At 73.9% G+C, this 12,297-nt stretch carries 10 protein-coding genes and 2 pseudogenes; 3 read left to right on the forward strand and 9 right to left on the reverse strand.

What is annotated here, in order from left to right; genetic code table 11:
- Positions 1-24 precede the first annotated feature (24 nt).
- Complete coding sequence (locus QMF80_RS18140; RefSeq protein WP_283454519.1) at positions 25-2,757, reverse strand: ATP-binding cassette domain-containing protein; 2,733 nt, start codon at positions 2,755-2,757, stop codon at positions 25-27.
- Between the two features lie 74 nt (positions 2,758-2,831).
- Here QMF80_RS18140 and QMF80_RS18145 point away from each other — a divergent pair, with 74 nt between their 5' ends.
- Positions 2,832-3,641, forward strand: a complete 810-nt coding sequence (locus QMF80_RS18145) for a TetR/AcrR family transcriptional regulator (RefSeq protein WP_283454522.1) — start codon at positions 2,832-2,834, stop codon at positions 3,639-3,641.
- On the opposite strand, the pseudogene QMF80_RS18150 reads toward QMF80_RS18145, so the two are convergent.
- The 5 genes and pseudogenes from QMF80_RS18150 to QMF80_RS18170 all read right to left on the reverse strand — a co-directional run.
- Positions 3,632-3,820 (reverse strand): annotated as a pseudogene (locus tag QMF80_RS18150) (short-chain dehydrogenase); the annotation flags it as partial. The gene QMF80_RS18145 and the pseudogene QMF80_RS18150 sit on opposite strands and share 10 nt — an antisense overlap.
- 214 nt (positions 3,821-4,034) lie before the next feature.
- Positions 4,035-5,393 carry a diaminopimelate decarboxylase gene (lysA, locus tag QMF80_RS18155; RefSeq protein ID WP_283454524.1) on the reverse strand — a complete coding sequence of 453 codons (1,359 nt, stop codon included), beginning with the start codon at positions 5,391-5,393 and terminating at the stop codon, positions 4,035-4,037.
- A 10-nt stretch (positions 5,394-5,403) separates the two neighbouring features.
- Positions 5,404-5,730: an SAV_915 family protein gene (locus QMF80_RS18160; RefSeq protein ID WP_283454526.1), complete on the reverse strand. Its 327-nt coding sequence runs from the start codon at positions 5,728-5,730 to the stop codon at positions 5,404-5,406.
- Between the two features lie 218 nt (positions 5,731-5,948).
- A pseudogene (locus tag QMF80_RS18165) lies at positions 5,949-6,520 on the reverse strand (hydrolase).
- 59 nt (positions 6,521-6,579) lie between these two features.
- Positions 6,580-7,026 (reverse strand): MarR family winged helix-turn-helix transcriptional regulator, encoded by a 447-nt coding sequence (locus tag QMF80_RS18170; protein ID WP_283454528.1) that lies wholly within the window; start codon positions 7,024-7,026, stop codon positions 6,580-6,582.
- Between the two features lie 120 nt (positions 7,027-7,146).
- On the opposite strand from QMF80_RS18170, the gene QMF80_RS18175 reads away from it, so the two are divergent.
- Together QMF80_RS18175 and QMF80_RS18180 are read left to right on the forward strand one after the other, a co-directional pair.
- Positions 7,147-7,929, forward strand: a complete 783-nt coding sequence (locus QMF80_RS18175) for a hypothetical protein (protein WP_283454530.1) — start codon at positions 7,147-7,149, stop codon at positions 7,927-7,929.
- 68 nt (positions 7,930-7,997) lie between these two features.
- On the forward strand, positions 7,998-9,296 hold the full coding sequence (locus QMF80_RS18180) for a cytochrome P450 family protein (RefSeq protein ID WP_283454552.1): 1,299 nt from the start codon (positions 7,998-8,000) through the stop codon (positions 9,294-9,296).
- A 116-nt stretch (positions 9,297-9,412) separates the two neighbouring features.
- Here the strand turns inward: QMF80_RS18180 and QMF80_RS18185 are convergent, their stop codons facing one another.
- From QMF80_RS18185 to sigK, 3 genes are all read right to left on the reverse strand, one after another.
- Positions 9,413-10,498 carry an alpha/beta hydrolase gene (locus QMF80_RS18185; RefSeq protein WP_283454554.1) on the reverse strand — a complete coding sequence of 362 codons (1,086 nt, stop codon included), beginning with the start codon at positions 10,496-10,498 and terminating at the stop codon, positions 9,413-9,415.
- A 331-nt stretch (positions 10,499-10,829) separates the two neighbouring features.
- Positions 10,830-11,690 (reverse strand): anti-sigma factor, encoded by an 861-nt coding sequence (locus QMF80_RS18190; RefSeq protein WP_283454556.1) that lies wholly within the window; start codon positions 11,688-11,690, stop codon positions 10,830-10,832.
- A complete protein-coding gene (gene sigK, locus QMF80_RS18195; protein ID WP_283454558.1) occupies positions 11,687-12,259 on the reverse strand; it encodes an ECF RNA polymerase sigma factor SigK in 573 nt (190 codons plus the stop codon). Before sigK ends, QMF80_RS18190 begins: the two co-directional genes overlap by 4 nt.
- Between the last annotated feature and the right edge of the window lie 38 nt (positions 12,260-12,297).

Below are 12,297 nucleotides of genomic sequence, written 5' to 3' on the forward strand. Positions count from 1 at the left end.
CGGTGCCCGAGGGGACGCGGGCGCCTACGCGCCCACGTACTCCCGCAGGTGACGGGCCGTCAACGTGTCAGCCTCGGCGACCAGTTCGGCCGGTGTCCCCTCGAAGACCACCCGGCCGCCGTCGTGCCCGGCGCCCGGGCCGATGTCGATCAGCCAGTCGGCGTGGGCCATGACCGCCTGGTGGTGCTCGATGACGATCACCGAGTTGCCGCTGTCCACCAGCCGGTCGAGCAGCGCGAGCAGCTTGTCCACGTCCGCCATGTGCAGACCGGTCGTCGGCTCGTCCAGGACGTACGTCGAGGACGTCTCCGCCATGCTGATGGCCAGCTTGAGCCGCTGCCGCTCACCGCCCGACAGGGTGTTGAGCGGCTGGCCGAGCCGGACGTAGCCGAGACCCACGTCCATCAGCCGGCCCAGCACCGCATTGGCCTGCCCCGTCGGGAAGAACGCGTGCGCCTCGGCCACCGGCATGTCGAGGACCTCGCTGATGTTCTTCCCGCGCAGCCGGTAGGTCAGCACCTCGGGCGTGAACCGCTTGCCCGCGCACTCCTCGCACACCGAGGCCACCCCCGCCATCATCGCCAGATCGGTGTACACCAGCCCCAGGCCGTTGCAGTTCGGGCAGGCTCCCTCCGAATTCGCGCTGAACAGCGCCGCCTTGACGCCGTTGGCCTTGGCGAACGCGGTACGGACGGGGCCCAGCAGACCGGTGTACGTCGCCGGGTTCGACCGGCGCGAACCGCGGATGGGGGATTGATCGGCCACCACCACGCCCTCCCGGGCCGCGAGATGGCCGTGGATCAGAGAGCTCTTGCCGGAACCGGCGACCCCCGTGACCACGGTGAGCACCCCGAGGGGCACCTCCACGTCGACGTCCTTCAGGTTGTGCAGGTCCGCCCCCTTGACGGACAGCTGTCCCCGGGGCGTACGCACCGACTCCCGAAGCCGCGCCCGGTGTTCGAGGTGACGGCCGGTCAGCGTGCCCGAGGAGCGCAGCCCCGCGACGTCGCCCGCGTAACAGAGCCGACCGCCCTCGGTGCCCGCGCCGGGGCCGAGGTCCACCACGTGGTCGGCGATCGCGATGACCTCCGGCTTGTGCTCGACGACGAGGACGGTGTTGCCCTTGTCGCGCAGCCGCAGCAGCAGGCCGTTCATCCGCCGGATGTCGTGCGGGTGCAGACCGGTGGTGGGTTCGTCGAAGACGTAGGTCACGTCGGTGAGCGAGGAGCCGAGGTGGCGGACCATCTTCACGCGCTGCGCCTCACCCCCTGACAGGGTGGCGGAGGGCCGGTCGAGGCTGAGGTAGCCGAGCCCGATCTCCACCAGTGAGTCCAGCAGTTCGGTCAGGCCGGTCAGCAGGGGCGCGACCGCCGGGTCCTGGATGCCGCGGACGAAGGCGGCGAGGTCGCTGATCTGCATTCGGGCGCAGTCGGCGATGTTCACCCCGGCGATCCGGGAGGACAGCGCGGCGGCGCTCAGCCGGGTCCCGTCGCAGTCCGGGCAGTCGGTGAAGACCACGGCCCGGTCCACGAAGGCCCGGATGTGGGACTGCATCGACTCGCGGTCCTTGGACAGGTAGGTGCGCTGGATCCGCACGACCAGGCCCTCGTAGGTGAAGTTGTTGCTGCCCACCTTCACCTTCACCGGGCCCGTGTGCAGGAAGTCCGCCCACTCCCGCTCGGTGAAGTCCCGCAGCTTCTTGTCGACGGGGTAGAAGCCGGAGCCCGCCATGATCTGCCAGGGCCAGGAGTCCACCGCGTAGCCGGGGACGGTGATCGCGCCCTCGGCGAGGCTCAGTTCGCGGTCCACCAGCTGGTCGACGTCGATGTCGGAGATGCGGCCGATGCCCTCGCACCGCGGGCACATGCCCTCGGGCGCGTTGAAGCTGAAGGCGCTGGAGGTGCCGACGTGCGGGGCGCCGAGGCGGCTGAAGATGATCCGCAGCATGGTGTAGGCGTCGGTGGCGGTACCCACGGTGGAACGGGAGTTGGCGCCCATCCGCTCCTGGTCCACCACGATCGCGGCGCTGAGGTTGTGCAGCGCGTCCACGTCCGGGCGGCCGAGGCTGGGCATGAAGGACTGGATGAAGGCGGTGTAGGTCTCGTTGATCATCCGCTGGGACTCGGCCGCGACGGTACCGAAGACGAGCGAGGACTTGCCCGAGCCGGAGACCCCGGTGAAGACGGTGAGGCGGCGCTTGGGGATGTCGAGGGAGACGTCCGCGAGGTTGTTCTCGCGGGCCCCGCGCACCTGGATGACCTGGTGACTGTCGGCGGAGCCCGCCTCGGACCCGGCCGTACCGGTGGCCGCGGCGGTTCCGGGGGCTCGGGCGTTTCCGGCCGCTGCGGCGTTCCCGGTGGCTCCGGTGGCGGGCTCGGTGTCCGTGCCGGGCCAGTCGACCAGCTCGATGATCACGCCGTTCGGATCGGAGACGAGGAAGAGCCGCTCGCCCCAGGGCTCCACGCGCGGCTCCAGGACGATCTTCGCGCCCTCGGCCCGCAGCCGTTCGTACTCACCGGGCAGGTCGGCCACGGTGAAGGCGAGCATCACCCCGGACGCGCGCTGGTGGCGGTACTCCTGCGGCAGCACCTCCAGGCCGCGCCGTACGAAGACCACGTGCGGCCCCTGCGGGTGCGCGAGGGAGGCGAAGCCGTCGGCGGCCATCACCTCGCGGTAGCCGAAGTGCCTGGCCAGGAAGTCGGCGGAGGCGGTGACATCGTCGACGGTCAGGGATATCGCGGTGCTGGCGATCTGCACGGAACTCCTCGCGGGGCGGTGTGTCGAGCCTTCTCTATACACTGTACTCTATACGCTGTACAGAGATATGGCGGATGGTTTTCGGAGAGCGGGGCGACATGGCGGCGACGGACCGGAGCGGAGCGGGGGACCCGGCCCGCACGCTGGAACTGCTGTGGCGGGAACCCGGCCACGGCCGCGCCGGGCGCGGCCCCCGCCAAGGCCTCAGCACCGACGCCGTGGTCGCGGCGGCGACCGCCCTGGCCGACGCCGAAGGGATCGAGGCGCTCACCATGCGCGCCCTGGCCCAGCGACTCGGGGTCACCCCGATGACCCTCTACACCTACGTCCCGGGCAAGGCCGAACTGCTCGACCTCATGCTCGACGACGCCTACCGGCACATGACCCGGGGTGCCACGGCCCCCGCCGCCTCCTGGCGGGAGCGCGCCGAGGCGGTGGCCCACGACAACCGGGCCCTGCTGCGCGCCCATCCCTGGATCGCCTCCTTCGCGGTGGTCCGGCCGCCGCTCGGCCCCGGGCTCATCGGCAAGTACGAGCACGAACTGGGCGCCTTCGAGGGGCTCGGGCTGGACGACCTCGCCATGGACGCCGCCCTCACCCACCTGCTCGCCTTCGTCCTGTCCACCACCCGCGCGGCCCTCGCGGCCGAGGCCGCCGCACGGGCGGGTGAACAGAGCGACCAGGAGTGGTGGGAGACGGCCGGCCCCCTGCTCGCCCGGGTCCTGGACCCGGAGCGCTACCCCCTGGCCACCCGGGTGGGCAGCGCCGCGGGCGAGGCGCACGGGTCGGCGTACAGCCCGGAACACGCCTACCGCTTCGGCCTGACCTGCGTCCTGGACGGCCTGGAGTGCCTGATCGGGGGCCGGGCGCCCGCTCAGCGGTAGCCCGTGGTGCCGGCCGGACGGCCCGGGTCCCGCACCTCGACCATGTACCGCCAGGCGTCCGGACGGCTGTCGTCCAGGTCGGTGAAACCGTAGCCCCCGGCCAACTGCCCGCTGGAGAGCGACTGCCCGTTCCAGCGCGCCCGGTCCGGGTCGACGGCCTGCGCCGCCACCGCCCGCCCGCCGCCGTGACCAGCTCGGCCGTCTCCTCGACGGTCTCGGGCCGGTCGTACTCGGAACGGCGGCCGCGGGTGCCGCGCCCCGTCCCGTACACGGTCGCGCCCGCCACGCCCGGGTCCGCCCCCGCGACCAGGGCGAGCCGTCCTGTCAGCGCTCGCTTTATACCGCGAGCGTACGACCGGCCACTGACAACAACGCCGCCCGCCGCCGCGCTCGCTACAGGCCGATGTCCCGGCGGCCCATGTCGTCGAGGGTCTCCCGGCGCACCAGGGTGCGCGCCACCCCGTCGCGGACCGCGATCACGGGCGGCCGTCCGACCAGGTTGTAGCCGGAGGCCATCGAGAGGTGGTACGCGCCCGCCGCGGGCACCGCCAGCAGGTCCCCGGGGCGTACGTCCCCGGGCAGCGCCACCGAGTCCGCGAGGACGTCGCCCGCCTCGCAGTGCCTGCCGACCACGGTGACCACGGCGGGACGGGCTGCGGAGTGGCGCCCGATCAGCCGGGGGGCGTACCGCACTCCGTACAGGGCCGGACGCGGGTTGTCGCTCATCCCGCCGTCCACCGCCACGAACGTACGCTCCCCCGTGCGCTTGACGGCGAGGACCCGGTAGACGGCGATCCCGGCGGGACCGGCGACGGCCCGGCCCGGCTCGATCGCCAGGCGGGGCACGGCCAGGCCCGCCCGCGCGCAGCCGCGCGTCAGCTCGGCCCGGACCCGCGCCGCCAGATCGGTGATGTCCAGACTGTCCTCGCCGGGGCGGTAGGCGATGGCGTGACCACCGCCCAGGTCCAGCTCGGGCAGCTGGACGCCGTACCGGTCGCGGACCCGGGCGAGCAGCCCGATCAGCCGGCGCACGGTGGCGACGTACGGCTTGGCGGAGGTGATCTGCGAGCCGATGTGGCAGTGCAGGCCCACGAGTTCGAGGCTCGGCTGGCGCAGGATCCGGTCGATCGCGTGCCGGGCGGAACCGTCGGCGAGGGACAGGCCGAACTTCTGGTCCTCGGTGCCCGTACGGATCTTCGGATGCGCGCCCGCGGCGATCCCGGGAACCACCCGGACGAGTACTCTCTGCCGCTCGCCCGGGCCCATCGCGGCGGCGATCCGGGCGATCTCGGCGGGGGAGTCGATGACGATCCGCCCGACCCCGAGCCGGATCGCGGTCCGCAGGTCCTCCGGGGTCTTCGCGTTGCCGTGCAGCACGATCCGCTCGGCCGGGAAACCCGCCGAGAAGGCCAGCATCAGCTCCCCGGCCGAGCAGACGTCCAGGCCCAGGCCCTCCTCGGCGATCCAGCGGACCATGGCCCGGGAGAGGAAGGCCTTGGCCGCGTACAGCACGTCGGCGTCGGGGAAGGTGGTGCGGTAGGCCCGGCAGCGGGCCCTGACCTCGGCTTCGTCCAGGACGTACAGGGGAGTGCCGAACCGGTCGGCGGACTCGGTGAGGGAGACCCCGGAGACGGTCAGGTCGTCGTGCGGGGCGGGGCGGGTGGAGGCGGGCCAGACCGACAGCCAGCCGGTGTCGGGCGTGGTGGTGTGGGTGAGCCGGGCGACGTGGGTGAAGCTCGCGAGCGCGGTCATCGGGTCCTCCTCAGCGGGCGCGGGCCGGGACCGGGGCGGCGGGAGCCGGGGTCCACGGGGGCGCGGGCGCGGGCCGCCCGGCGGGCTGCTTCGCGGAGAACGGCGGGTCGACGGTGAGCGTCGTGATGCCGAGCGGGGCGGCCAGGGCGCGCAGGGCCGGTTCCGAGAGCCGGATCCAGGGCTGCGCCGGGCCGAGGGCGGCGGTGAGCCGCTCGGTGGAGGTGAAGGCGACGGCGGTACGGACGCCGAGGGGGGTGCGGAAGAAGCGGGTGGCGCAGCCGGGGCCGTCGGGGCGGCCGGGCCGGACCGGGACGAAGAGCGGTGAACGGGCAGGCATGTGGGCTCTCCAGGTGCGGGCGTCGGGGTGCGGCCCCGACCGGTCCGGCCGGCGCCGCGCTTCGACGCTATGCCCGCGACGGGGTCCCTCGCCCCTTCCCCTGACGGGGACTTGACGCGGGCGCCCCGATCGCTGACGCCTCCCTGACGCCCGCCCGACGCCCGCCCGACGTCCCCGGGCGGAGCTCGGCCGCGGAGGCCGGGGTCAGGAGGCCGGGGTCAGGCGTCCAGCGCCGCGATGATCTCCGCGGTGGAGCGGACGCGGCCGAGGCGCGGGAAGATCTTGCCGAAGGAGTGCGCGTGCGCGTCGGCGTCCATGTCGGTGGTGGCGTCCTCGGCGAAGACCACGCCGTAGCTGTTCTCCCAGGCCGCGCGGGCGGTGGACTCGACTCCGATGCTGGTGGAGATGCCCGCCAGGACGATCCGGGTGACCCCGCGGCGGCGCAGCTGGAGATCCAGGTCGGTGCCGGTGAAGGCGCCCCAGTGGCGCTTGGTGACGCGGATGTCGCCCTCGGCCGGGAGGCCGGCGGGGAGTTCCGAGAAGGCGGCGGGCGGTGCGGTGAGCAGGCCCGGGAGGTCGGATTCGGCGCCGGGCAGGTCGCCGCCGTCGGGGGACCACGCGACGTTGACGAGGACCACCGGGAGCCCCTTGGCGCGGAAGGCCCGGCGAGTTCCACCGCCTTCTTGAGCACGTCGCCGGAGGGGCGGGCGGTGGGCAGGGCGAGGATGCCCTGCTGGAGGTCGATCAGGACGAGGGCGGTGCGCGCGTCGAGGTTCAGGTCAGCGGTCATGAGGGTCTCGATTCCTTCTCGGAGGACTGTGGTGCTCGTACTCGGGATCGGGCTCGTGCTCAGGCCTCGGCGTCCGCGTCGGCGAGGCGTTTGAGCAGGACGATCGCCTCCCGGAGGGTCTCGCGTTCGGCCTCCGTCAGGCGCTCGGCCAGCAGCTCGGCGAGCCGCCCGTACCCGGCTTCGCCGCGTTCGCGGACGGTCTCCCGGCCGCTCTCGGTCAGGGCGATGATCTGCCGCCGCCCGTCGATGGGGTCGGGCGTCCGCTCGACGTACCCTGCCGCGCGCAGCGCGTTCACGGTGGCGATCATCGACTGCGGCCGGATCCGCTCGGCCCGGGCCAGCTCGGCGGCACTGGCGGGGCCCAGGCGGTGGAGCTGCTTGAGCGCCGCCACCTGCGACAACGACATGCCCTCCGAGGCAGCGAGCCGCATCTGCCGGACCACCATCCGCACGGCCAGCTGGAGTTCTTCGGCGGTCTCCCGCAGTCGGCGCTGTTCGTCTGCCATGGCGCGACCTTAGAGGATCGGCAGGTAAACTGCCAAGTTAGCCTGTCGATAACCTCGGCTCCCGTCATGGCTGGAACGGCCGTCTTTCCCGCCCGGCGCGCGCCGGATAGACCTGCGTGCATGAGTGCAGCGGACATGACGAGCTTCGACGAGGCCTACGTACTGCCGGACCCGCGCGCGTACTTCGCCCAGCTGGGTCCGTACGAGTACCAGGCGCCGCACCACGCGCAGCAGGTCTTCCGGGATCTGCTCGCCGAACTGCCGCCCGGGGAGCGGGTGATGCTCGACCTCTGTTGCTCCTACGGGATCAACGCGGCGCTCGTCAACCACGACGTGACCCTCGACGAGCTGTACGAGCGCTACACCGGGCCCAAGGCGGCCGAGCTGAGCACACCCGAACTCATCGAATGGGACCGGGAGTTCTATGCGGGCCGGCGCCTTCCCGAGGCGGCCGGGTCCATCGGGGTCGACATCTCCCGGCCCGCCGTGGGGTACGCGCTCGCCGTCGGCCTGCTCGACGAGGGCTACTGCGAGAACCTGGAGACCGGGGACCCGGACACGGAACTGTCCCGGGCCGCGGCCGGGGCCGGGCTGATCACCGTCACCGGCGGCGTCGCCTTCCTCACCGAGCGGACCTTCGGCCGCCTGCTCTCCGCCGTCGCCAGGCCCGTCCCGGTGGCCGCCTTCGTCCTGCGCACCGTCGACTTCCGGGCCGTCACGGCCTGCCTGGAGTCCCACGGGCTCGCCGTTGAGCGGAGCACGGACACCTACCCGCAGCGGCGCTTCACCGACCCCGGCGAGCAGCGCCGCGCGGTCGAGGCCGTCACCGCGCTCGGTGAGGACCCGACCGGCAAGGAGGGCGACGGCTGGTACCACAACCGGCTGCACCTCGCGCGGGCTTGAACAATCCGACGTCCAACCCGCACTGTTGGCCGGGATCCACCCCTACGGTCAGGAGAGCCGGATTGAACATGCCCGAGCAGCCAGCGCACCCCGCCGCTCACCCCGCCGCGGACCGAGCCGGGACCGCCTACGCGATCGACCCCGCGGGCGGCTGCCCGCACGCGCTCAACGCCCGGCTGCTGGCCCGGGGCCCGGTGGTCGAGGTCGTGCTGCCCGGCGGGGTCCCCGGGGCGGTCGTACTCGGCCACGAGGAACTGAGGGAGTTCCTCGGCCACCCCGATGTCGCCAAGGACGCACGGCACTTCACCGACCTGCGCGAGGGCCGGATCGCCCCGGACTGGCGGCTGCGGGTGTTCGCCAACGCCCAGGGCATGCACACCGCCGACGACGGCGACCACCGCAGGCTGCGCTCGCTCGTCGGCAGCGCCTTCGGGGTCCGCCAGGTGGAGCGGCTGCGTCCCCGGATCGAGGCCTTGACCGACGAGCTGCTCGACGATCTGGGCCGGGCCGCGGCCGAGGACCCGGACGGGGTGGCCGATCTGCGCCGCCACTTCGCGCTCCCGCTCCCGATGGGCGTGATCTGTGAACTGCTCGGCGTGGAACCCGAACACCGGGGCAGGCTGCACGAGTTGTCGCACAAGGTGATCGTCGCCACCGACATCCCACCGGCGGAGGCGATGGCCGCCGTGGTCGAACTCGTCGAGCTGATGGGTACGATCGCGGCTGCCCGTGGCGCCCGCCCCGGCGACGACCTCACCAGCGCGCTGATCGCCGCCCGCGCGGCGGACGGCGACCGGCTCAGTGAGGCCGAACTCATCGGCACCATGCGGCTGATGCTGGTCGCGGGCCACGAGACCACCCTCAACCTGATCTCCAACGCGGTCCGCGCCCTGTGCGCCCACCGCGACCAGCTGGCCCTCGTCATGGCGGGCGGGGCGACCTGGTCGGACGTGGTGGAGGAGACCCTGCGCTGGGACGGACCGGTCAGCTGGTTCCCGTTCCGCTACCCCACCCGCGACATCACGCTAGGCGACACCCTGATCCCGCGCGGCACTCCCGTCCTGGCGGGCTACACGGCCGCGGGCCGCGACGAGCGTACGTACGGCCCCGACGCCTCCCGCTTCGACCTCACCCGGGACACCACCCGCCACCTCTCCTTCGGCCAGGGCGCGCACTTCTGCGTGGGCGCCCCGCTCGCCCGGATGGAGGCCACGATCGCTCTGGAACGGCTCTTCACCCGGTTCCCGGACCTCGACCTCGCCGTCCCGGAGCCCGAACTCCCGCACCAGCGCAGCTTCATCGGCAACAGCGTCGAGACGCTGCCGGTGCGTCTCGACGCCGTCCGCCCCGGTTCCGTCAGCGGCTGACGGGCCTCCCCCGGGCGCCCCTCTCGACGGCCGTGGGCTCCTCCCGCGGCCGGTCCCGGAAGGCGCACGGCCGCGACCCAGACCGCGGCCGCGGCTCCGACTGCGTCCTTGTCGTCTCAGCCGCCGCCGGGCGCGGCGAGCTCCGTGCTCAGCCACCCCAACGCGTCCGGGTACATCCCCGCCCAGGTCTGGAAGTTGTGGCCGCCCGTCGGGCGTACGAGGGTCTTGACCCGGACGCCGGTGCCCTCGGCGGCCTTCGCGAAGGCGGCCAGCTCCTGCGGCGGGCTGTCCTTGTCCTGCGCGGAAGTGGCCAGGAACAGCCCGACGTCGGGCCTGCCCGCATGCCGTACGAGCCACAGCGGGCCGTTGCGCCGGCGCAGTACGGGGTCCGCCAGCACCTCGGGGTCCCCGCCGAGCGGGTCCGGGTCCAGGGCCGCGCCCGCGCGGAACACCTTCGGGTACTGCAAGGGCAGCTTCGCCGCGCAGTACGCGCCCGTGGAGATCCCCATCAGCCCCCACCCCTTGGGCTCCGGCAGCGTACGGAAGTTCCGCGCGACCAGCGCCGGTACGTCGTCCGCGAGCCAGGTCGCCACCTTGCGCCCCGGCACGTCGCTGCAATCGGTGTTCACACCGCCCGGATAGATGTCGGGGATCACCAGGATGAACGGGTGCGCCGCCCCGAGCCCGACCAGCTCCTCCAGGGCGCCCGGCATGGAACCCAGCTCCAGCCAGGACCGGGGCGAGCCGGGATAGCCGTGGAGCAGCATCAGCACCGGGAAGCGCGTCTTCTCCGCGCCCGGGGCGTCGTACTCCGGGGGAGTCCACACGATCACCTGTCCGGCGAGCCTGGAGTGCGTGCCGCGGAAGTAGGTGCTGCGGGTGCCGTCGCCGCCCGTGGTGAACTTCGCCCGCCCCGGCGGCGGGCCGGTCATCGTGGAGGCGCTCTGCCCGTTCTCGGTGCCGAGGAGGTCGCTCCAGGAGGCGTAGAGCCCGTAACTCCCGTTGATCCAGGTGGCCACGACACAGATGGCGGTCAGCTGGCACAGCCCCAGCATCAGCACCCTCGCGGGCCACCGCACCCAGCCGGGGCCGGGGATCCTGTTCCACAGGAACAGGGCGGCCAGCATCGCGAGGACCGTGACGGCGATCAGCGTGACGAGGAACGAGGTGCTGGTCAGCTCCACGGCATCGGCTCCTGACATGCGTGATGCGCCTGTCCCGCCAATCTACGACGGGCCCGCGCACCCGGCGCGGCGCGCCGCGCGGTCCCGCTCACGCCGGTCCCGGCCGACGGGCCCGCAGCGTTCCTCCGAGTGGCCGACACCCGAGTGGCCGACACCCGCCCGGCCGACGCCCGTACGGTCGGGCAGCGCGCCTCCGACAGGCACGGCCGCGAGCCCACGGCGGCCCACACCGCTGAGGGCGCCGTCGGCGCGGGGCGGCTACTGCCCGACCGCCCGCACACAGGTCATTCGGAGCCACCGGGCGACCGGCTCGGTGTGGTCTCCCGCTGCGGCGGCCAGCTGCGGCGGCTCAGGCGGCGGGGAAGGCCAGCACCACCAGCGGGGCCGAGGTCGGGGCGGGTGAACCGCCCGCCGGTTCCAGGGTGACGCCCACCCCGGTGGCCGCGCCCACCGGGCCCGCCAGCAGCGCCGGGGCATCGGGCCGGGCCGGGTCCATCAGCCCCGCCGGGCGCATCGAGCCCGCCGGGTCGGCGAACCACAGCTGGTACACCCGGCCCGCGGGCGGGGCCGCCATACCCGAGGCCACGAAGACGGCCCGGCCCCGGTCACGGGAGACCACCACCGTGCCCGTGGCGCCGCCGCCCGTGAGGCTTCCGGTGACGAGGCGGGCGTCCGGCGCGGACAGCACCCCGGCCAGGGAGGCCGCCCGGGCCTGCGCGACCCGGGCCGTCTCCCGCGCGGCGTCGGCGCTCTGGTACTGCCACAGCGCGAGCCCGCCCAGTCCGGCCGCCGCCGCCAGGCACGCGGCCAGCGCCCATCGGGCCCAGGGCGCGGGGGCCCGGTGCCGCGCACCCCCCGGCGCGGCGGCCGGACGATCGGGGGGTCCGGCGGCGGGACCCGCGGGCGCGGAAGACTCGCCGGGCGCAGCCGCAGCCGCAGCAGCCGACGCCGCAGCCGACGCGGGCTCGGCCCGGATCCGGCGCAGCACCGCCTCGCGCAGCTCCGGCGGCGGGGTCACCGCCACCGCGCGCCCCAGCAGCGCCGCCGTCTGCGACAGCTCCCGCACCTCCTGGACGCAGGACGGGCAGTCCGCCAGGTGCGCTTCGAACGCGGCGCGCTCGGGTTCGTCGAGGGCGTGCAGGACGTAGGCTCCGGTCGCCGCGTGCGGGTCGGCGCCCCCGGCGTCGTACGCGCGCTCGTCCGTGCTCATGACCCGCTCACCCCCAGGCAGCCCCGCAGCCGCAGCAGCCCGTCGCGCAGCCGTGTCTTGACGGTACCCAGCGGCACCGACAACACGTCCGACACCTCCCGGTAGGTCAGGCCCCGGTAGTAGGCCAGGGCCACCGACTGGCGCTGCAGCTCGGTGAGCGCGGCCAGGCAGTGGCGCACCCGCTCCCGTTCCAGCCGGTCCTCCACCGCCTCGCTGACCTGGTCGAACGCGGGCAGCGCCGACTCCAGCCGGGCGGCCCGGCGCTCCCGGTCGGCCGAGGCCTGCGCGGAGCGGACCCGGTCGACAGCCCGGCGGTGCGCCATCGTGAGCACCCAGGCCATCGCGGTCCCCCGGTCGCGGCGGTAGCGCCCGGCGGTGCGCCACACCTCGACCAGCACCTCCTGGGCGACCTCCTCGGCCTGGGCCCGGTCGCGCAGGACCGCGCGGGCCAGGCCCAGCACGGACCCGCTCACGGCCTCGTAGACCGTGACGAAGGCGGCCTCGTCGCCCTGGGCGACCCGGCCGAGCAGGTCGGGCAGGCCGTCGCCGACCCGTAGTACGTCCTCCACGGCTCGATCCTGCCACTGGACGGCCCGTTCCACCCGAT

The organism is Streptomyces sp. G-G2 (assembly GCF_030063135.1).
Lineage (GTDB): Bacteria > Actinomycetota > Actinomycetes > Streptomycetales > Streptomycetaceae > Streptomyces.

Excerpts from the sequence above, each read along its gene's own strand:
- QMF80_RS18180 (WP_283454552.1), top strand. The coding sequence starts at position 7,998 with ATGCCCGAGCAGCCAGCGCACCCCGCCGCTCACCCCGCCGCGGACCGA.
- QMF80_RS18160 (WP_283454526.1), bottom strand. The coding sequence starts at position 5,730 with ATGCCTGCCCGTTCACCGCTCTTCGTCCCGGTCCGGCCCGGCCGCCCC.
- QMF80_RS18175 (WP_283454530.1), top strand. The coding sequence starts at position 7,147 with ATGAGTGCAGCGGACATGACGAGCTTCGACGAGGCCTACGTACTGCCG.
- QMF80_RS18185 (WP_283454554.1), bottom strand. The coding sequence starts at position 10,498 with ATGTCAGGAGCCGATGCCGTGGAGCTGACCAGCACCTCGTTCCTCGTC.
- QMF80_RS18170 (WP_283454528.1), bottom strand. The coding sequence starts at position 7,026 with ATGGCAGACGAACAGCGCCGACTGCGGGAGACCGCCGAAGAACTCCAG.
- QMF80_RS18190 (WP_283454556.1), bottom strand. The coding sequence starts at position 11,690 with ATGAGCACGGACGAGCGCGCGTACGACGCCGGGGGCGCCGACCCGCAC.
- QMF80_RS18145 (WP_283454522.1), top strand. The coding sequence starts at position 2,832 with ATGGTTTTCGGAGAGCGGGGCGACATGGCGGCGACGGACCGGAGCGGA.
- lysA (WP_283454524.1), bottom strand. The coding sequence starts at position 5,393 with ATGACCGCGCTCGCGAGCTTCACCCACGTCGCCCGGCTCACCCACACC.